Origin of the sequence: Sphingomonas mangrovi (assembly GCF_047975845.1) — a bacterium.
Lineage (GTDB): Bacteria > Pseudomonadota > Alphaproteobacteria > Sphingomonadales > Sphingomonadaceae > Sphingomonas.
Genome location: NZ_JBIUCZ010000004.1, coordinates 1 through 19,610, shown reverse-complemented (window position 1 = coordinate 19,610; position 19,610 = coordinate 1). Strand labels below are relative to the sequence as shown.

At 69.5% G+C, this 19,610-nt stretch carries 13 protein-coding genes; 3 read left to right on the top strand and 10 right to left on the bottom strand.

The features are described from left to right. The first annotated feature begins 145 nt into the window (after positions 1-145). Positions 146-1,087 (top strand): oxygen-dependent tRNA uridine(34) hydroxylase TrhO, encoded by a 942-nt coding sequence (trhO, locus tag ACBY01_RS03430; protein WP_416459369.1) that lies wholly within the window; start codon positions 146-148, stop codon positions 1,085-1,087. A 136-nt stretch (positions 1,088-1,223) separates the two neighbouring features. On the opposite strand, the gene ACBY01_RS03425 is transcribed toward trhO, so the two are convergent. The 6 genes from ACBY01_RS03425 to ACBY01_RS03400 form a co-directional block, all read right to left on the bottom strand. Continuing rightward, on the bottom strand, positions 1,224-1,901 hold the full coding sequence (locus ACBY01_RS03425; RefSeq protein WP_416459368.1) for an HPP family protein: 678 nt from the start codon (positions 1,899-1,901) through the stop codon (positions 1,224-1,226). Between the two features lie 81 nt (positions 1,902-1,982). Continuing rightward, positions 1,983-2,867 carry a 3-hydroxyisobutyrate dehydrogenase gene (mmsB, locus tag ACBY01_RS03420; protein WP_416459367.1) on the bottom strand — a complete coding sequence of 295 codons (885 nt, stop codon included), beginning with the start codon at positions 2,865-2,867 and terminating at the stop codon, positions 1,983-1,985. A gap of 17 nt (positions 2,868-2,884) precedes the next feature. Then, complete coding sequence (locus tag ACBY01_RS03415; RefSeq protein WP_416459366.1) at positions 2,885-3,661, bottom strand: enoyl-CoA hydratase; 777 nt, start codon at positions 3,659-3,661, stop codon at positions 2,885-2,887. A gap of 12 nt (positions 3,662-3,673) precedes the next feature. After that, the gene (locus tag ACBY01_RS03410; protein ID WP_416459365.1) at positions 3,674-4,720 is read right to left on the bottom strand and encodes an enoyl-CoA hydratase/isomerase family protein; all 1,047 of its coding nucleotides are present in this window, start codon (positions 4,718-4,720) and stop codon (positions 3,674-3,676) included. Next, a complete protein-coding gene (locus tag ACBY01_RS03405; RefSeq protein ID WP_416459364.1) occupies positions 4,717-5,862 on the bottom strand; it encodes an acyl-CoA dehydrogenase family protein in 1,146 nt (381 codons plus the stop codon). Before ACBY01_RS03405 ends, ACBY01_RS03410 begins: the two co-directional genes overlap by 4 nt. 132 nt (positions 5,863-5,994) lie before the next feature. After that, complete coding sequence (locus ACBY01_RS03400; protein WP_416459485.1) at positions 5,995-7,539, bottom strand: CoA-acylating methylmalonate-semialdehyde dehydrogenase; 1,545 nt, start codon at positions 7,537-7,539, stop codon at positions 5,995-5,997. Between the two features lie 149 nt (positions 7,540-7,688). On the opposite strand from ACBY01_RS03400, the gene ACBY01_RS03395 reads away from it, so the two are divergent. Further along, positions 7,689-8,099 (top strand): hypothetical protein, encoded by a 411-nt coding sequence (locus ACBY01_RS03395; protein WP_416459363.1) that lies wholly within the window; start codon positions 7,689-7,691, stop codon positions 8,097-8,099. Positions 8,100-8,277: 178 nt separating this feature from the next. On the opposite strand, the gene ACBY01_RS03390 is transcribed toward ACBY01_RS03395, so the two are convergent. The 4 genes from ACBY01_RS03390 to ACBY01_RS03375 all read right to left on the bottom strand — a co-directional run bounded on the left by ACBY01_RS03390 (position 8,278) and on the right by ACBY01_RS03375 (position 17,009). Continuing rightward, a complete protein-coding gene (locus ACBY01_RS03390; RefSeq protein WP_416459362.1) occupies positions 8,278-11,385 on the bottom strand; it encodes a discoidin domain-containing protein in 3,108 nt (1,035 codons plus the stop codon). Continuing rightward, complete coding sequence (locus ACBY01_RS03385; RefSeq protein ID WP_416459361.1) at positions 11,382-12,821, bottom strand: glucoamylase family protein; 1,440 nt, start codon at positions 12,819-12,821, stop codon at positions 11,382-11,384. The genes ACBY01_RS03390 and ACBY01_RS03385 overlap by 4 nt, the downstream gene beginning before the upstream one ends. A gap of 70 nt (positions 12,822-12,891) precedes the next feature. Continuing rightward, a complete protein-coding gene (locus tag ACBY01_RS03380; protein WP_416459360.1) occupies positions 12,892-15,969 on the bottom strand; it encodes a TonB-dependent receptor in 3,078 nt (1,025 codons plus the stop codon). Positions 15,970-15,974: 5 nt separating this feature from the next. Continuing rightward, positions 15,975-17,009 carry a LacI family DNA-binding transcriptional regulator gene (locus ACBY01_RS03375; RefSeq protein ID WP_416459359.1) on the bottom strand — a complete coding sequence of 345 codons (1,035 nt, stop codon included), beginning with the start codon at positions 17,007-17,009 and terminating at the stop codon, positions 15,975-15,977. 171 nt (positions 17,010-17,180) lie between these two features. On the opposite strand from ACBY01_RS03375, the gene ACBY01_RS03370 reads away from it, so the two are divergent. Further along, positions 17,181-19,478 carry a glycoside hydrolase family 3 N-terminal domain-containing protein gene (locus ACBY01_RS03370; RefSeq protein WP_416459358.1) on the top strand — a complete coding sequence of 766 codons (2,298 nt, stop codon included), beginning with the start codon at positions 17,181-17,183 and terminating at the stop codon, positions 19,476-19,478. The last annotated feature ends 132 nt before the right edge of the window (positions 19,479-19,610 follow it).

Below are 19,610 nucleotides of genomic sequence, written 5' to 3'. Positions count from 1 at the left end.
CTGTTCTGTTTTGCCCGAGTGTAGCATGGCTTTTCGCGAACGAAAGTTGCGCGTGGCTGCAACAGCCGAAAAGCGGCGCGGCGCTGCTGGCGAGCGCCCGCCCGATGCTCTACAGCCGCGGCGCCCCCGTATTTCGAGAAAACCCGTGTCCGATCCCCTGCCGATCCGCGTCGTCGCGCTCTATCGTTTCACCGCCTTTGCCGATCCCGCCGGCTTGCGCGGGCCGCTGGCCAAGGCGTGCTGCAGCCTGGGGGTGAAAGGCACGCTGCTGCTCGCGCCGGAGGGGATCAACGGCACCATCGCCGGCACCGATGCGGCGATCGAGGGCGCGCTGGCGGCGATCCGCGCGCTGCCGGGCTGCGCCGCGCTGGAGCACAAGGAGTCGCGCGCCGCGACCATGCCGTTCCATCGCATGAAGGTGCGGCTGAAGCGCGAGATCGTGACGATGGGCGAGCCGCACGTCGATCCCGTCGGCCAGGTCGGCACCTATGTCGCGCCCGAGGACTGGAACGCGCTGATCGCCGATCCGGAGGTGGTGCTGATCGACACGCGCAACGCCTATGAGGTCGCGGTCGGCACCTTCGAGGGCGCGGTTGATCCCGCGACCGACAGCTTCCGCGACTTCCCAGCTTGGTTCCGCGACCATCGCGACACGCTGCTCGCGGGCAAGTCGAAGGTGGCGATGTTCTGTACCGGCGGCATCCGTTGCGAAAAAGCCACCGCGCTGCTGCGGGCCGAGGGCGTGGACGCGGTCTACCACCTCAAGGGCGGCATCCTGAAGTATCTGGAAGAGGTTCCGGAGGCGGACAGCCGCTGGAACGGCGAATGCTTCGTCTTCGACCAGCGTGTCGCCGTCGGCCACGGCCTTGCCCCGGGCAGCCACGCGCTGTGCCACGCCTGCCGCATGCCGGTGAGCGTCGCCGACCAGGGCTCGCCGCTCTACGAGGAAGGCGTCAGCTGCCCCGCCTGCTACCACCAGCGCAGCGACGAAGACCGCGCCCGCTACGCCGAGCGCCACCGCCAGGAAAAGCTCGCCGAGGCGCGCGGTGCGGAGCATGTCGGGGCGACGATTTCAGATCGCGAGTAGAGCCTAACGAGCGCTCCTGTACCCCGGCGAAGGCCGGGGCCCAGTTGCGGTACCGTCGCAGGATTGCACGATACCGCAAAGGCCTTCCCACCTGGGCCCCGGCCTGCGCCGGGGTACGAGGTAGGTCGATAGGAGCCTACCCGCCCCGCGCCCGCCGCTCCTCCGCGTAGTGCTCCATCCGCTGGAACAGCAGGTCGAGGTCCTCGCGGCTGACGTCGAACGTCTCGCCCAGATCCGCGAGCGCGCGGTCGAGATCCTCCGGGTGCGGCACGCTCTCGGCCGGCGCCGGCACGGCAGGACCCGGCCGATGCGGGTAGGAGTGGCCCGACAGCCGGTGAAACGCGACCCCCGCCAGCATCAGCAGCACCGCGTTCAGCCCGACCGGTACCAGCGCGAAGCCATAGCCCGCCGCCAGCACCGCCGGCCCGCCGACCACCGCCGTCAGCGCCGCCGCGCCACCCGGCGGATGCAGACAGCGCAGCAGCGACATCGCCAGGATCGCGCCGCCGACCGCGACGCCGGCAGCCAGGTGCGGCACCGGCACGAACCGCGCCGCGGTCACCCCCACCAATGCCGAGACGATGTTGCCGCCCACCACCGACCACGGCTGGGCGAGCGGGCTCGCCGGCACCGCGAACACCAGCACCGCCGCCGCGCCCATCGGCGCGACCAGCAGCGGCAGCGCCCCCATGTCGCCCAGGAACCAGACGCTGATCGCGCCGGTCAGCGCGATGCCGAACACGGCGCCCAGGCAGGCGAACAGACGATCCGGCAGCGTACCGCCGGCAAGAATGGGAACAAAGAAACGGCGCATCGCGGCGACCTGTGCCGAACGCGACGCCTGCAACCAAGCCAGAAAAGTACGGCGCCCCGCAAGCGCCGGTTGTCGGCAGCCCTACCCGCGCTTGCCCAGCATCCGGATGATGCCGGAGAAGTCGGTGGTGGCCCCGCCGTCGCTGACGAAGCTGCCGTAGAGCTCCGCCGCCCGCGCGCCCATCGGCGTGTCGACGTTGGCGCCGCTCGCGGCATCCAGCGCCAGCCGCAGGTCCTTGAGCATCAGCGCCGCGGCGAACCCGCCCTGATAGTCGTGGTCGGCCGGTGTCTCCGGCCCGACGCCGGGCACCGGGCAATAGCTCGTCATCGACCAGCTCTGGCCCGAGCTCGCCGAGCTGATGTCGTAGAAGGTCTGCGGATCGAGCCCGAGCCGCTCGGCGAGCAGGAACGCCTCGCAGGTCGCGATCATCGTCGCGCCCAGCAGCATGTTGTTGCACGCCTTGGCCGCCTGCCCCGCGCCGGCCTCGCCCGCGTGGATCACCGCCTTGCCCATCGTCTGGAGCAGCGGCTCGGCGCGCGCGAAGGCCGCGTCGCTGCCGCCGACCATGAAGGTCAGCGTGCCGGCGCTGGCACCGGCGATGCCGCCGGACACCGGCGCGTCGACCGCGTGCAGCCCCTTGGCGGTCGCCGTCTCCGCCAGCCGCCGCGCCGTCGCGACGTCGATCGTCGAGCTGTCGATCAGCACCGCACCCGGTGCCGCCGCGCCGAACACCGCCTCTTCATAGACCTGCGCGACATGATGGCCGGCGGGCAACATCGTCACCACCGCCTCCGCATCGTCCGCCGCTGCCCGCGCGTCGTCGGTCGGCAGGCAGCCCGCCTCGCGCGCGCGCTCGATCGCCTCGGCCGATAGGTCGAAGGCGCGCACGTCGTGCCCCGCCCTGGCGAGGTTCGCCGCCATGCCGCCGCCCATGTTGCCGAGCCCGATGAAGCCGATCCGTGCCATCTTGCGAAATCCCTCTCTTAGCGCCCGGTCCAGTTGCCCGGCCGCTTGTCGACGAAGGCGGCCATGCCCTCGGTCTGGTCGGCGGTGGCGAACAGCCCGTGAAACAGCCGGCGCTCGAACTGGATGCCCTGGGTCAGCCCGGTCTCATAGGCGGCGTTGACCATCTCCTTGTTCGCCTTGACCGCCAGCGGCGCCATGCCGGCGATGGTGGCGGCGGTCCTCACCGCCTCCTCCACCAGATCGCCGGCGGGCACGATCCGACTGACGAGGCCGGCGCGTTCGGCTTCCTCGGCATCCATCATCCGGCCGGTGAGGCACATCTCCATCGCCTTGGCCTTGCCGACCGCGCGCGCCAGCCGCTGCGACCCGCCCATGCCGGGCGAGACGCCCAGCTTGATCTCCGGCTGGCCGAACTTCGCGGTATCGGCGGCGAGGATGAAGTCGCACATCATCGCCAGCTCGCACCCGCCGCCCAGCGCATAGCCGGCGACCGCGGCGATCACCGGCTTGCGGGTCGCGGTGACCCGGTCGTAATCGGCGAAATGGTTGGTACCGTACATGTCGGCAAAGCCCATCTCGGCCATTTCCTTGATGTCCGCGCCGGCCGCGAACGCCTTTTCGCTGCCGGTGATGACGGCGCAGCCCTGCGAGGCGTCCCGATCGAACGCACTCAGCGCCGCGACCAGATCGGCCAGCACCTGTGCGTTGAGCGCATTCAGCGCCTTGGGCCGGTTGAGCGTGATGAGCGTGACGGCGTCACGCTGCTCGACGAGGATGGTTTCATATTCGGCCATTGCGGCTCTCCTTCACGCTTGCGGGCGCCACTCGTCCTCGGCCGGCAGCGGCGCGAAGATGCGGTCGATCATGTGGTCGGTCACGCCCTCCGGCGTGTCGGGCTGCCAGCGCGGGGCATGGTCCTTGTCGACCAGCACCGCGCGCACGCCCTCGGCGAAGTCGGGGCGCTGCACGATATGCGCCGCGACCGCATATTCCTGCCGCATCTCGTCCTCGAACGTCGGCATGGTCGCGCCGTCGAGCAGCAGCTTGAGCGCGACCTTCATCGATAGGGGCGAACGGCTGCGCAGCACGCGCACCTGCTCGGTCGCCCATTCGCCGCCGTCCGCCTCCAGCGCGGCGAGGATGTCCTCCAGCCGATCGGACGCGAACAGCCGGTCGATCGCGTCGCGATAGGCGAGGATGCCGGCCTCAGGCGGCGCTTCGGCGAGTTCGTCGAGTCTGTCGGCCGCCTCCTGCGGCGCCTCGGCCAGCCGCGCCTTGGCAGTCTCCAGCCGGTCGGCGGGCAGATAATGGGTGGCGAGCCCCAGCGCGCAGCAGTCCGCGCCGTCGATCCGCGCGCCGGTCAGCGCCAGATACTGGCCGATCCGCCCGGGCAGGCGCGACAGATACCAGCCGCCGCCCACGTCGGGGAACAGCCCGATCGCGGTCTCGGGCATCGCGAACAGCGTGTTCTCGGTCGCGATGCGGAACCCCGCCGGCTGCGAGATGCCGACGCCGCCGCCCATCACCACCCCATCCATGAACGCGACGACCGGCTTGGCATAGGTGAACAGCCGGTGGTTGAGCCGGTATTCGGTGGCGAAGAAGGCGCGCGCCTCGACGCCGTCGCCCCTGCCGCTCTCGGCCGCGCGGCGGACGTCGCCGCCCGCGCAGAAGCCGCGACCCTCGGCATGGTCGATCAGCACGACCTCCACCGCCGCATCCTCGCGCCAGTTCTCCAGCGCCGCCAGCATCGTGCCGCACATGCCCTCGTTCAGCGCATGCAGCGCGCGCGGGCGATCCAGCCGGATGCGCCCGGCCTTGCCGTCGATTTCGATCCGCACGTCCTGCGTCATTCGCGCACCAGCTCCCGTCCCACGATCATCCGCATCACCTGATTGGTCCCCTCCAAAATCGAATGCACGCGCAGGTCGCGCCAGAAGCGTTCGATCGGATAGTCCATGAGGTAGCCGTAGCCACCGTGGAGCTGAAGCGCGCGATCCACCACGGACGATCCGGTGTCGGTGGCGAAGCGTTTGGCCATCGCGGCGAAGCGCGTCCGGTCCGGCGCCTCCGCCGTGACCTTCGCCGCCGCCGTGTAGAGCAGCATGCGCGCGGCCTGCAGCTCGGTCTCCATGTCGGCGAGGGTGAACTGCGTGTTCTGGAAGTCGGCGATCGCGCGGCCGAACTGCTTGCGGTCGCGGGTGTAGCGGATCGCCTCGTCCAGGCAGCGCTGCGCCCCGCCCAGCGAACAGGCGCCGATATTGAGCCGGCCGCCGTCGAGTCCCTTCATCGCGATGCGGAAGCCCTCGCCTTCCTGCCCCACCAGGTTCTCGGCCGGCACGCGCACGCCGTCCAGGTTGACCTGCGCGGTCGGCTGCGAATGCCAGCCGAGCTTGCGCTCCTGCGCGCCGAACGACACGCCGGCCATGTCCTTTTCCACCGCGAAGCACGAGATGCCGCGCGGCCCCTCCTCGCCGGTGCGCGCCATCACGAGGTAGAGGTCGTTCTCGCCCGCGCCGGAGATGAACTGCTTGGTGCCGGTCAGCACATAGTCGTCGCCGTCGCGCACCGCGCGCGTGCGCAGCGCCGCCGCGTCGGAGCCCGAGGACGGCTCAGTCAGGCAATAGCTCGCCATCCGGTCCATCGTGACGAGGTCCGGGAGATACTTCGCCTTCAGCGCATCCGAGCCGAAGCGGTCGAGCATCCACGAGGCCATGTTGTGGATCGAGATGAACGCGCTGGTCGACGGGCAGCCATAGGCCATCGCCTCCATGATCAGCGCGGCTTCGAGCCGGCCGAGGTTGATGCCCCCCGCTTCCTCCGACACGTAGATCGCGGCGAAACCCAGGCTCGCCGCCTCCTTGATGACGTCGCGCGGGAAAATGTGCTTCTCGTCCCACTCGCCGGCATGCGGGGTGATGCGATCGGCGGTGAACCGCCGCGCGAGTTCCTGGATCTCGCGCTGCTCTTCGGTGAGGTCGAACTGGTTGGTCATAAGCTGTCACTCTTGCTCGTCATCCTGACGGAAGTCAGGATCCATTGCCGCTCCGGCAGTTGCCAGACGTACCGCGAATGGATGCTGACTTCCGTCAGCATGACGAGAAAGGAGAATCCGTATTCCCACCGGTCACCCCATCGTCGGGATGACGAACGCGTCCTGCACGCGGCTGGGGCCGCCGTCTTCGCTGCCGGTGGGCAATGCCGATCCGTCCGGCCAGCGCTGCGTCACCGTCTTGACCTTGGTCCAGAAGCGCACGCCCTCCATGCCGTGCTGGTTGGCGTCGCCGAAGCCCGAACGCTTCCACCCGCCAAAGCTGTGATAGGCGACCGGCACCGGGATCGGCACGTTGATGCCGACCATGCCGACTTTGACCCTCGCGGCGAACTCGCGCGCGGCATGGCCGTTGCGGGTGAAGACAGCGACGCCGTTGCCGTACTGGTGCTCCGACGGCAGCCGCAGCGCGGTTTCGAAGTCGGGCGCGCGGACGATCTGGAGCACCGGGCCGAAGATTTCCTCGCGATAGCTCGCCATGTCCGGCGTCACCCGGTCGAACAGCGACGGGCCGATGAAGAAGCCGTCCTCGTGCCCCTGCAGTGCGAAGCCGCGACCGTCGACCACCAGCTCGGCGCCCTCGTCGACGCCGCGCTGGATCCAGTTCTCGATGCGCGCGCGATGTTCGGCCGTCACGACCGGCCCGTAATGCGCCTCCGCATCGGTGGAAACGCCGACGCGCAGCGCCTCGATCGCGGGCACCAGCTTCTCGCGCAGCGCCTCGGCGGTGCGATCGCCGACGGGCACCACCACCGGCAGCGCCATGCAGCGCTCGCCCGCCGAACCGAACGCGGCGCCCGCCAGGTCGGCGACCACCTGGTCGAGGTCGGCATCGGGCAGCACGACGCCGTGGTTCTTGGCCCCGCCCATTGCCTGGACGCGCTTGCCCGCCTCGGTCCCGCGGCGATAGACATAATGGGCGATGTCGGAGCTGCCGACGAAGCTCACCGCGCCGATCGCAGGATGATCGAGGATCGCGTCGACCATCTCCTTGTCGCCCTGGACGACCTGCAGGATGCCTTTCGGCGCGCCCGCCTCGCGCATCAGCTCGGCGAGCCGCACCGGCACCGACGGATCGCGCTCGCTGGGCTTGAGGATGAAGGCGTTGCCGCAGGCGATGGCGATGCCGAACATCCACATCGGGATCATCGCGGGGAAGTTGAACGGGGTGATCCCCGCGCCGATGCCGATCGGCTGCCGCATCGAATAGACGTCGATCCCCGGCCCCGCGCCCAGGCTGTATTCGCCCTTCAGCACATGCGGGATGCCGCATGCGAACTCGATCACCTCCAGCCCGCGCTGGACGTCGCCACGCGAGTCGGCGAGCACCTTGCCGTGTTCCGACGACAGCAGCCGGGCGAGCGCGTCCATCTCCGCCTCGACCAGTTCCTTGAAGCGGAACAGCACGCGCGCGCGGCGCTGCGGGTTGGTTGCCGCCCAGCCGGGCTGCGCCGCCTGCGCGGCCGCGACCGCATGGTCGAGGTCGGCGCGGGTGCCGAGCCGCACCTCGGCCTGCACCTGTCCGCTGTTGGGGTCGAAGACGCGCGCGGTCCGGCCACCGCTCCCGGCGCCGCCCGCCGTCTGGTCGTCGCGGGCGACGACATGGTCGATGATACGCATCGGCATTCTCTCCTGTGGACGCGGCGTCTGCTGGCCGTCTGCCCGTAATTTTGTTTCAACTACCGCGGACGGCCTGTGGGGACAATCGCGCTCATCGATCGTTCAGCCGGAATGTGGCATCCCCGTGCCGATCAACGAAAGGTTCTGCGATGCGTTTCCGTCTCGCCCTCTTCGCCGCCGCGCTGCTCGCCGGCGGTACTGCTGCGGCCGCCGCGCCGCAGGCCGACAACCGCTACGAAGCCAAACTCGCCAAGGCGCTCGAAGGGCGCACCGCGGGCGATCCGGTGAAGTGCATCAACCTGCGCGACATCCGCTCGACCGAGATCGTCGACAACACCGCGATCCTCTACCGCCTCTACAACGGCAAGATCTACGTGAACCGGCCCTCGGGTGCCGGGCTGCTCGACAGCAACGACATTCTGGTCACCAGGACCTTCACGTCGCAGCTTTGCAGCATCGACATCGTCCAGCTGGTCGACCGCACCAGTCGCTTCCCGTCCGGGTCGATCGGGCTGAGCGAGTTCACGCCCTACAGCAAGGTCGAGGCGACGACGAACTAGTCGGATCGGCGTCCGGCTCCGGCACCCGACCTTCCCCATATCCGTTCGCCTCGAGTAGCCGTCGAGCTTGTCGAGACGGCGTATCGAGAGGAGGCCGCATGCATCTCTCTCGATACGGGCTCTCGACAAGCTCGATCCCTACTCGAGACGAACGGGAATGGATGACGGTCGGTCCGACCTAGCGGCCGCGGCGCACGACCACGCGCACCGGCTTGCCGATCGCCGGGATGTGCAGCCCGTCCACGGCGAAGCGCGCCGGCTTGCCGTCGATCGTCGCCGCCCCCGGCCCGCCGGCGAGCGGCCACGGCAGCACATAGCCGCCCGCAGGCCGCGCGCTGCCGCCTACCGTCACCTCCAGCCGGTCGGCATCGGCGCGCATCGCCAGATCGATCGTGCCCGAGGGCGTCCGCAGCCCGCGGACCGCCGAGCCCGCACCCGCCAGCCAGCTTTCGTCCATCCCGCCGCCCAGCACGATCGCATCATCGCCGTCACGGGCGTAGGCGAACAGGTCGAGGGCCGAGCGGATGAAGTCCGACGCCACCCAGGCGTGCGGCACGTCACCCAGGAATCGCCGCTCGCGGAGGTCGCGGCCGACCACCTCGGCCCAGCCGTTCCACGCATGCGGGCGGCGATCGTCCATGTAGAAGTCGAGCAGCTGGTTCGCCCGCTCGCGCCAGCCCAGCCGCACCATCGCCGAGACGTTGCGCAGCTCGTACGGCGTATAGTCCGCCCAGTCGGCGCCCGGCTGGTCGCGGTCCATCACCCGCCGCCACTGGCGCTCGAAGGTATTGCGCAGCAGCCGCTGGTCGAGCTGGTCGGCCTCACCCGCCGGATCGAACGCCATCGTGGTCGAGGTCGCGTCGAAATCGCCCAGGCTGGTCGCGCCGGGAATATAGTCGATCTTCCAATAGGCCGCCGCCGCGTCGATCGCGGCCCGGATGTCGCGAGCGAATTCGTCGCGCTGGCGGGCGATCTCCGCCGCCTCCGGCTTGCCGAGCAGCCGCGCCGCCTCGGCCAGGTCCTTGTAGCCGGTCAGCGCCCAGAAATCGTCCCACAGGCTGTATTGCGGCTTGGCCGAATAGCCCTCGTGGCTGATCGACGGCGGCATCAGCCCGTACAGCATCCGCCGTTCGGGCGTGCGGTTGGCGGCGGTGCGCTCCGACTGGCGCTGCGCCTCCATGTAGCGCCATGCCTTTTCCAGCAGCGGCCATTCGCGCTCCAGCGCTGCGCGGTCGCCGGTGTAGCGATAGAGCTGGACGAGCAGGTGGATATACTGCCCCTGCGCGTCGTTCTCCGGGACCGGATCGGGGCCGCGGAAATCGACGCAGCACGGCACCTTGCCGTTGTCGAACAGATTGGTGGAGTACCAGTCGGCGAACGCCCGTGCCGGATCGACCACGCCCAGCCGCAGCAGCGTGTCGGAGATCATCGCCCCGTCGCGAATCCAGCTGCGGTCGTACGAGCGCGTACCGGGCTTGAGTGCCGGGCCGTCACGGCTCATCAGCACCTGAGCGAGCGCGCTCTTCACCGTGTCCGCCACCGGCTGCTTGCCCGCAGGCACGGTGATGGCGACCCGGTCGAGCTTCGCCTTCCATTCGACGACGGTCGCGGCGCGTGCTTTGGCGAAGCCTTCCGCGTCGATCGGCATCCCGTCGCCGAAGGGGATCGCCATCGGCAGCTCGGCGCTTTCGCCGGGAGCCAGCGTGAGGTCGTAGGCGAGCGCCGCCGAGCCCAGCCCGGTCGGATCGTCCAGCACTCGCGCGGTGCCGGGTTGCGCGGGCATCTCCAGCCCGCCGCCGTCGAAGCTGCGCGTTCCGACCGCATCGGGCGTGCGCAGCGGCAGCAGTCGGCGGGTGATCACCGGGTCGCCGGGGATCGCCGGCGGCGTCGTGACCGCCAGCGCACCGTCCTGCCAACGCACCGCCGCGATCCGGCTCACCCCACCCTGCTGGCTGAGGAACTGGAGCGGGCCGTTGACCTGGAACGGGCGTACCGCGAGCACCAGCCGTAGCGTGCGCCGCGCGCTGCCGGTGTTCGTCAGCCGCCATCGCGCCATCAGCCGCGGCGCGGTCTCGTCGGCGAACACCGACGTCTCCAGCCGCCAGCCCGGCGCCGTCCAGCCGACCGTGGGGATCGGCAGATACCCCTCGGCCAAGCTGTGATCGATCGCCACGTCCGCCCAGGTGAAGCGCCGCCCGTCGGCCACGACGAAGGGCTCGACCGAGAAGCCGCCCTTGGCCACCTCGATCGCGCCGTCCTCGCCGATCAGCCCGCTCGCCGATCCGCCGTCGGTGCCGACCAGCGTCCAGTAGCTCTGCTCGGTGAAGCCGCGCGGGAAGCTGCCGCGCGGCGCCTTCTTGGCGAGCGCCTCAACGAAGGCGTTCGGCGTGGCGGCGAAACCGAGCGGCTGCACCTCCAGCTCGGCGAGTGCCGCGGGGTGTGCGCCCTCGGGCAGCACGACGCGCAGGTAGCGGGTGAGCGTTTCGGGCAAGGCAATTGGATCGTCGCCGCCGTTTCCGTCGGTGACAGTGCGCAACATCCGCCAGCGGCGTGCGTCGTCCGACGCCTCGATCGCATAGGCCGACGCGCCCTCCTGCCAGTGCAGCACCAGTCCGCCGAGCTCCTTGGGACCGCCGAAGTCGATCGTCAGTGGCCGGCCGGCGCGTGCCTGCCAGACCGTGTCGCGCCGTCCGTCGATCGCCGCAGGATCGCTCGCCTTGGGCGGCGGCAGGCTTGCCGGCGCGGGCAGCGGCTCCAGCTTGAGGTCGTCGATCTCGAGATGCCCGGCACCGCCGTCGCGGCCGCGCACCAGCACCAGCTCGACCGAGGCGGTGCGGCGCAGCGTCTTGTCGTCGGTGGGTCCCCAGGCGAACGCCATGTCACGGGGGCGGATACGGATCGTCTGCCACTCGGCAGAGGGGCGGAAGTTGCGCCGCTCGTGCCACCAGACGTTCGCGCCCGAGGGGTCGGCAAACTTGAGCTGGAGGTCGTTGACCCCGCCCGTGCCGCGAATGCGGAAGCTCAGCAGGTAGTTGTCGGGAAACGCGACCGGCAGCGCGCGGTGCGCGAAGGCATAGCCGGAGACCTGGCCGAAGTCGTAGTCGAGCCGCATCGCCTGGCCGGTCGTGCCGGGCACCGCGCGAATCGCGGAGCGCACCCCGTCGGACGCGCTCGCCTGCCACGGCGCCAGCGTCTCGAACCCGTCGAGCAGCCCCTCACCCGCGCCCTGCGCCAGCGCCGCAGGCGCGGCTGCGGCCAGCAGCAGCGCGAGCAGCGACCGCGTCACGCCAGCCACCCGCCGGTGAAGCCCGCACGCTGGAGGCCACGGCGAATATGCGGGTTCTTCCGCATCGTCTGCCAGATCAGCCCCGAGCGCCAGTTCTCGATCATGCAGACGATCGGCCCCTGGTCGATGCCGAGATGATCGACGTCGACCCAGCCGATCCCGGGCACGATCTTGCCGTGCTTGAGCGGCGCGCGCGGCGCCGTCAGCGTCGGGTTGAACGCGTCGAGGAAGCCGTATTTGGTGTAGATCGCCGATCCGTAGCGCGCGTGCATCGCCTCGACCGCGGGCACCACGATCTCCGGCGCGAAGGCGATCGAGCCGAGCGCGGCGGTGGGTGCCAGCGTGCCGTCGTCGCGGTCGCCCGGCCCGCGCGCCGAATAGCTGAAGAACTCGCGCTCGCGCCCGTCGATGCGGATCTTGAAATCGCCCGGCCCGTCGCAGGCAGTGAGCCCCCACACGTCGGCGCTATAGCCGTCCCACCCGCCCGGATTGGCGGCCGCATAGGCGCGCTGCGCATAGGTCGCGCGGCGGCTGTTCTCGAAATAGTCGATGCCCTTGGCGGCCATGTACGGATCGCGGATGCCGCGGAAGTCGATCCAGGTCTCGCTATACTGATGGCCGAACATCGGCGCGAAGTGGAGGTACGGGTCCCCGCCGAAGCGGCCGGTCCAGCTCGGCTCGAAGGTCTGCGTCCACGCCGCCCAGGTCTCGGCGGGCAGCGGATGCGTCGGCGATCCGAGCGCCAGCACGTACAGCAGCTTCGCTTCGTTGTAGATGTTCCAGTCATGCGGGATGAAGCCGCTTTCCGGGTGCCAGCCCATCGACAGGAACGGCGCGCGCGGTGTGATCCACGTCCACTCGACCGCGGCATAGATCTGGTCGGCGAGCGCACGGATGCGCACCTCGTCGGGATGGTCGCCGTCGAACCAGCTCTGCGCGAACAGCACGCCGCCCAGCAGCAGCGCGGTGTCGACGGTCGACAGCTCGGCGCGGGCGAAGCGGCGCCCCTTTGTCACGCCCAGAAAGTGGTAGAAGAAGCCCTTGTAGCCGCTGAACCCGGTCGCGTCCGGCCCCTGCGGGGCATTGGCGAAGAAATCGAGCGTGGCGAGCGTGCGCGCGCGCGCCGCCTCGCGCGTCACCCAGCCGTGGACGACGCCGATCGGATAGGCGGTGAGCGCGAAGCCGACCGCGGCGATCGACGCGAACGACGGCGTCGGCCAGCGATCCGCCGCGAGCCCGGTCGCGGGATCGGTGGTTTCCCAGAAGAAGCGGAAGGTGCGCTGCTGGATGTCGGCGATCAGCGACGGCAAGGCCACCGTGGCTTCCGACGCAGGCGCCGAGCCGCCGGTCAGCAACCGCCCGCCCGGCGAGCAGGCGGCCACCAGACCGGCCGCACCACCCGCTCCGGCCAGAAGGAGCTGTCGTCGGTCGAACATCGGGACGCCTTTCGCTGAACAGAAAAATGGCGGACGGCGCACAAGCGCCGCCCGCCAGTTCGGGGGGGGGTTAGAAGGAGAAGCCGGCCGACAGCTTCACCGTGCGCGGCGGGTTGCCGCCGATGCTGTAGGTCGAACGCTCGCGATAGATGCTGGGCGAGCCCGGCGTCCGCGTCGCGTCGTTCGGATCGTTGTTGAAGTCGACGTAGTTGCGGTCGTTCATCACATTGAGGATGTCGAGGCGGAAGCGCACCCGCGTCTGATCGTTCACGAAGCCCAGCGGGACGTATTTGGTGAACGCGAGATCGAGCTGGCGACGACCTGCGCGATCACCGTTGCCCAGCGCCTCCGCTCCGACGATCACCCGCTCGTACGGATCGGCGCGGTTGACCAAGGCACGCAGATAGGTCGGCGACTCGATCTGGAACTTGGCCGAAACCGACAAGTCGATCGGCAGATCGACGCTACCCGCCACCACGAAGCGATGCCGCGGCACGACGCCCGACCGCAAGAACGGATAGTCCTTCGCGCTCGGGTAATCGAGCAGGAAGTACGCCGACTGGTCGTTGTTCGGGCGGTTATCCTCGGCCTCGGTATAGGTGTAGGTCGCGTCGACGCTCCACGGCGACGCTGCCGAATAGGCCTTAGTGAGCTTGAAATAGGCGGAGTCCGCGCGGGTCTCGAGCCCGTTGTCGCCGATGATGATGTTGCCATATCCCGCCGGCGAGAAGTTCTCCGGCCCCTGCGGCTCGCCGGTGGTCGGCGACGGTCCGAAGAACGAGCCGTCCGGACGGCGGTTACCGCGCAGATAGACGAAGCCGTCCTTGCTGACGATCCGCGAGTAGCCGACCTCCAGCTCGAGCGGGTTGAACCGACCGCGCAGCCCCAGGCTGAACTGATCGGAATAGGGGACTTTCAGATCGTTGTTGATGAAGCGGAACTCGCGGCCGCCCGGCGCGCCCCCGCCAAGCAGTTGCTGGCGCCCTTCCTCGGTCAGGTAGATCGGATCGAAGGGGATGCAGGTCGGGTTGGTGACGATGCACGGATTCCGCGTGTCCGCACCCTGGAACTGGAAGGTGCGCGTCTGGTAGCGCCCGTTGCCCAGTTCCTGCTGGATGAAGTCGAACTGGTTGCGGTCGTAGGAACGGCCGTAGCCGCCGAACACCGTGAAGCGCTGCGCCTCGTCCAGACGATAGGTGAAGCCCAGCCGCGGCTGCCACGCGCTCGTGAACGCATCGCGGTTGTTGCCGTTCGAGATATAGTCGTTGATGTCGTAGTCGGCGTTGATGAGGTTCGGATAGTTCTCCGGTGACACCGCCGTCAGGTTCTCCTGGGGCGTGACATAGTCGAGGAAGCTCGGCGTGCGCTCGTAATCCCAACGGACGCCGATGTTCAGCGTCAGCCGGTCGGTTACGTCCCAGTCGTCCTGGATGTAAGCGCCGAACTGAAAGTTGTTGGAGCGGATGCGCGCATCGCCCAGCGTCCCGAGCGCACCGAACTGGAGCTGGTACGGGATCTCGTCGTTGAAGCCGTCCGCCACCGGCAGCGTGGTGTCGTAGCTGAACAGCGGGTTGATGAGGTTCTGCTGCAGCGAGTTGAGCTTCACCCACTTCGCCTTGACGCCGGTTTTGATCGTGTGCCCGTCGAAGCCGGTCCAGGTGAAGTCGTCCTGCACGGTCCAGCCCTTCTGCCCCTTCTCCTGAAAGCTCAGGCCGGCACCGATGCGGAACAGATCGAAGGTGCTGACGCCGGTGGACGTCTGCTGCGTCGTGCGGAACTGCTGGCTGATGCCGTCGGTGGCGGGCCGCGGCGACCAGGTGACGTCCTCGTACGAGACGCGCAGATCGTTGATCCAGCGATCGTCGGTATGCTGCCACCGCGCCATGCCGCGGATTTCCTCCACCTCGCTCAGCGTCGCGGTGGAATAGGCGGCGATGCCGTTGCCGATCTGATAGCCGGATTCGTCGCGGTACTTGCCGGTGAGTTCGAACAGGTCGCCATCGGTCGGCGTCAGGTCGAGCTTGCCGAAGTACAGGTCCTGCTTGAAGGTCGCGTTGTACGATCCGAAGATGTCGCGATATTCGGCCGGCAGCGTGTCGACGGCGACGCCATTGCCCGGCAGGATGTCGACCGGCACTTCGCGCCGCTTGCCTTCGTAGGTGGCGAAGAAGTGCGCCAAGTCCTTCACGATCGGCCCGCCGAGCGCGATGCCGAACTGCTTGTCGGTGGACGCCACCTTCGCGATCTTGTTCGGGTAGAGCTCGGTCGGGCGGCGGTCGCGCAGGCTCTGGTCGGTGTAGTCGAAGAAGCCTTCGCCGTGGAACTCGTTGGTGCCCGACTTGGTGTTGGCGGTGATGGCGACCGACCCGACCTGGTCGAACTCGGCCTTATAGTTGGACGAGATGACCTGATACTCGCCGATGGCGAGCTGCGGGAACGGGTTGCCCGGCGAGGAGTCCTGGCCGGTCAGGCCGCCGCGCAGCACGTAATCCTTCTGGCTGACACCGTCGATGAACACGTTGACCGAGTTGCTGCCCTGCGCACCGCCCTGAATGCGCGAGCTGCCGTCGGAGCTTTCCAGGAAGCGGACGCCCGGCGCCAGATCGGCAAAGGCCAGGAAGTTGCGGCTGTTCTGCGGCAGTTGCTGGATCAGCCGCTGGGTGATGTTGATGCCGACCTGGCCGCCTGCCAGCGAGCGGATGCGGCTGCCGGTGACGATGATGTCGCCTTCGGCCGCGCCCTGGCTGCTGTCGGCGGTTTCACCGGCCTGCGGCGCCTGCCCTTCGACGGACGTGCCCGCCGGCGCTTCGGTCAGGTCGATGTCGAGCCCGGCGGTCTGGCCGACGTTCAGCGTGAAGGCGTCCGAGTTGCGGGTGCCGTTCTGCTGGCGGATCTCGAGGCGGTAGGTGCCCGCGCCCAGCGAGGCGAAGTTGTAGCTGCCGTCCGGTCCGGCCGTGACGGTACGACGGACGCCTGTCGCGACCTCGATCGCCGTGACTTCGACGACCGGGTTGTCCGCGGGCGCGGTGATGGTGCCGCGCAACGACGCCTGCCCCACCTGCGCCGCCGCGGGCGCGACCGCGATCGTGCCTGCCGCCAGCATCGTCGCGCCAGCGAGCGCCAGTCGCAAAGCCTTGGTCCTGCTCATGTTGTTCACCCTTGTTCCCTGCGTGCCGGTTGTTTTTCGTAGGTGGCCGTCACGGTGCTCTCGCGGACGACCAGTTCGGGGATACGCGGCTCGACCGCATGGTCGGTGCCTCCCTCGATCAGCGTCGCGAGCCGGACGACCGCACGCGCGCCGATCCCGGCGATGTCGACGCGCATGGTGGTGAGGGCCGGCGAGATCAGCCGCGCGAGCGGCACGTCGTCGAAGCCGGCGATTGCGATGCACCCCGGTACCGAGACCGCGGCGCGGCGAAAGCGCATCATCGCGCCGATCGCCATCATGTCGTTGGCCGCGAACAGCGCGTCCGGGCCGTTGGGATCGTCGAGCTCGTCGAGCAGCGTCTCCGCCGCCGCAGCGCCCGCCTCCTCGAAGAAGTCGCCGGGCAGCACCCGCGGCGCGAGGCCGTAGCGCGCCATCGCCGCGCAATAGCCGGCGACGCGCGCCTGCGCCTCGCGGTTGCCCTCGGGCCCGGCGAGGTGGACGATCCGCCGCCGCCCGACGGCGACGAGATGGTCGACCATCGCCGCAGCACCCGCGACGTTGTCGACGCGCAGCTCGGCGCGGCCGTTGCCGTTCTCGCGGCAGTTGATCAGCACCGCGGGGATGCTCGCCGGCAGGTGCGCGAACAGCAGGTCGGGGTCGATGTCGGGGGCCATCACGATGACGCCGTCGACGCGGCCGCGCAGGGTGCGCAGCGTCTCGATCGCGCGCGCCGGATCGGCATGGGCGTTGGAGAGCAGCAGCTGCAAGCCGCGCGCCGATGCCTCTCGGTCGATGCCACGCGCGGTCTCGGAAAAGAACTCGCCGTGGAGGTCCGGCAGCACCACCCCGATCGCGTTGGTCCGCGCGAGGCTGAGGTTGCGCGCGCCTGCGTGCGGCACATAGCCGAGCGCGGCGGCGGCGGCCTGGACGCGATCGCGCACGGCGGGACGGACGTTGCTGTGGCCGTTGAGCACGCGCGACACCGAGGCGACCGAAACGTCCGCCTCGCGAGCCACATCGCGGATGGTGGCGTGCGCCATGCCCTCTCGACGTCCTTCCTGAACCCGGGGCCGCGCGATGCGACCCATGCCTGCGGCTTGCCGTCGCGCCGCCGATCATCGTATGTGTAACCGGTTACAGCAATTCGACACGGCCGGCAAGAAGGCGATAGAAGCCGGGCAAGACCGGCACGGATCACGGGGAGGAAGACGATGAACGACCTGCGCATTTCCAGGCGCGCGATGGTGATGGGTGCCGCGACGCTGGCGGCGTGGCGGGCGAGCCCGGCGCATGCGCTGCTACGCACCGTCGCGGCGGAGACGAAGGCGCTGCCGGCGTCGGTCGAGGCGCTGATCGGCCGGATGACGGTGGAGGAGAAGGCGGGCCAGCTCACGCTGATGGCGGCGGCCTGGGCAGGCGGCGCGGCCAACGCGCTCAATCCGGCGACCGAGAACGGCACCTTCGACGCGCAGCTCGCCGAAACGCGCGCCGGCCGGCTGGGCGGCGTGTTCAACGGCAACGGCGCGGAGATGGCGCGGCAGATGCAGCGCGCCGCCACGCGCGAGTCGCGCCTCAAGATCCCGCTGATCTTCGCCGCCGACATCATCCACGGCTTCCGCACGGTCTTCCCCGTGCCGCTGGCGGAGGCCGCGAGCTTCGAGCCCGCGCTGGTGGAAAAGGCCGCACGCGTCGCCGCGGTCGAGGCGGCCGCCGCCGGCATCGACTGGACCTTCGCGCCGATGGTCGACGTGGCGCGCGACGCGCGCTGGGGCCGCGGGGTCGAGGGTGCGGGCGAGGACGTCCGCCTGAGCAGCGACATGGCGGCGGCGCGGGTGCGCGGCTTCCAGGGCAAGTCGCTGTGGGCGAACGACTCCGTGATGTCCTGTGCCAAGCATTTCGCCGCCTATGGCGCGGCCGAGGCCGGGCTCGATTATGGTGCGGTCGACGTCTCCGAACACACGCTGCGCGAGATCTATTTCCCGCCATTCCAGACGGCGTTCGCCGCCGGGTCCGGAACGGTGATGGCGGCGTTCAACGAGCTGTCGGGCGTCCCCGCCACCGCCAACCCGTGGCTGCTCGACGACGTGCTGCGCAAGGAATGGGGCTTCGGCGGACTGGTCGTCTCAGACTACACGGGCGACTACGAGCTGATCGACCACGGCTTCGCCGCCGATGCGCGCGAGGCGACCAAGCTCGCCTTCCTGGCGGGCGTCGACATGAGCATGCAGAGCGGCTTCTACCTCAAGCACCTGCCCGAGCTGGTTGCCGCGGGCGAGGTGCCGATGGCGCGGCTGGACCAGGCAGTGCGGCGCGTGCTCGCGCTGAAGGTCCGGCTGGGCCTGTTCGACGATCCGTTCCGCCGCATCGATCCCCGCCGAGAAAAGGCGCGCGTGCGTACCACCGCCAACCTCGCCGTCTCGCGCGAGGTCGCGCGCCGCTCGATCGTGATGCTCAAGAACGACGGCGACCTGCTGCCCCTGCCCCGCTCGGGCAAGCGGATCGCGCTGATCGGCCCGTTCGCGCAAGGGCAGCACGACCTGATCGGCACGTGGAACGTCTATGGCTCGGATGCCGAGGCCGTCGACCTGCTCACCGGCGTGCGCGCCGCGATGGCCGACCCGTCGCTGGTGACCGCGACCGACGGCTCGGGCGTCACCGAGCCGCTGCCGGGCGGGATCGACGCGGCGGTCGCCGCCGCCCAGGCCGCCGACATCGTCGTGCTCGCGATCGGCGAGAGCCAGAACATGTCGGGCGAGGCGCAGTCGCGCAACCTGATCGTGCTCCCGCCCGCGCAGCAGGCGCTGGCCGAGGCGGTGGCGAAGACCGGCAAGCCGATCGTGGTGCTGCTCAAGAACGGCCGCGCGCTCGCGCTCGAAGGTGCGGTCCTCGCCGCGCCGGCGATTCTGGTGACCTGGTTCCTGGGGTCGGAGAGCGGCCCCGCCACCGCCGACATCCTGTTCGGGCGCGAAAGCCCGTCGGCGCGATTGCCGGTCAGCTTCCCGCAGGTTCCGGGGCAGGTGCCCTATTACTATGCGCACAAGAGCACCGGCCGCCCCAACCCGCCCGGACCGCTCCAGCCGTACAAGGCGCATTATCGCGAGGCGTCGAACGCCGCACGCTTCCCGTTCGGCCACGGGCTCACCTACGGCAAGATCGCCTATTCGGCGCTCGACCTGGGCGGCGGCAGCCTCGCCGGGGACGGAACGCTGACGGTGCGGGCGACGATCACCAACCGCGGCACACGTGCCGCCGAGGAGGTGGTGCAGCTCTATATCCACGACCAGACCGCCAGCCTCACCCGGCCGGTGCGCGAGCTCAAGGACTATCGCAAGATCAAGCTGGCGCCCGGCCACTCGACGGAGGTGCGCTTCACCCTGACGCGCGCCGACCTCCAGTTCCTGGGCCGCGACAACCGCCCGACCGTCGAGCCGGGGCTGTTCCGCCTGTGGGTCGCCCCCTCGGCCGAAGCGGAAGGCGTGTCGGGGAGCTTTACCCTGAACCGGGCGTAACGCGCATCGGAAAACCGTGCTCCTGCTTGCGTGTAGTGTTTCGTGAGGTTGAGGAGGCGTTCAGCGGGCGCCTGGTAGTCAAGGCATCGCAATCGGGTGTGGTTATAGTCGCGGACGAAGGCACGGATGAAG

What these genes read in the sequence shown, in the direction of transcription:
- ACBY01_RS03425 (WP_416459368.1), bottom strand. Translation starts at nt 1,901, where the DNA reads ATGCGCCGTTTCTTTGTTCCCATTCTTGCCGGCGGTACGCTGCCGGAT.
- mmsB (WP_416459367.1), bottom strand. Translation starts at nt 2,867, where the DNA reads ATGGCACGGATCGGCTTCATCGGGCTCGGCAACATGGGCGGCGGCATG.
- ACBY01_RS03415 (WP_416459366.1), bottom strand. Translation starts at nt 3,661, where the DNA reads ATGGCCGAATATGAAACCATCCTCGTCGAGCAGCGTGACGCCGTCACG.
- ACBY01_RS03410 (WP_416459365.1), bottom strand. Translation starts at nt 4,720, where the DNA reads ATGACGCAGGACGTGCGGATCGAAATCGACGGCAAGGCCGGGCGCATC.
- ACBY01_RS03405 (WP_416459364.1), bottom strand. Translation starts at nt 5,862, where the DNA reads ATGACCAACCAGTTCGACCTCACCGAAGAGCAGCGCGAGATCCAGGAA.
- ACBY01_RS03400 (WP_416459485.1), bottom strand. Translation starts at nt 7,539, where the DNA reads ATGCGTATCATCGACCATGTCGTCGCCCGCGACGACCAGACGGCGGGC.
- ACBY01_RS03395 (WP_416459363.1), top strand. Translation starts at nt 7,689, where the DNA reads ATGCGTTTCCGTCTCGCCCTCTTCGCCGCCGCGCTGCTCGCCGGCGGT.
- ACBY01_RS03385 (WP_416459361.1), bottom strand. Translation starts at nt 12,821, where the DNA reads ATGTTCGACCGACGACAGCTCCTTCTGGCCGGAGCGGGTGGTGCGGCC.
- ACBY01_RS03380 (WP_416459360.1), bottom strand. Translation starts at nt 15,969, where the DNA reads ATGAGCAGGACCAAGGCTTTGCGACTGGCGCTCGCTGGCGCGACGATG.
- ACBY01_RS03375 (WP_416459359.1), bottom strand. Translation starts at nt 17,009, where the DNA reads ATGGCGCACGCCACCATCCGCGATGTGGCTCGCGAGGCGGACGTTTCG.
- ACBY01_RS03370 (WP_416459358.1), top strand. Translation starts at nt 17,181, where the DNA reads ATGAACGACCTGCGCATTTCCAGGCGCGCGATGGTGATGGGTGCCGCG.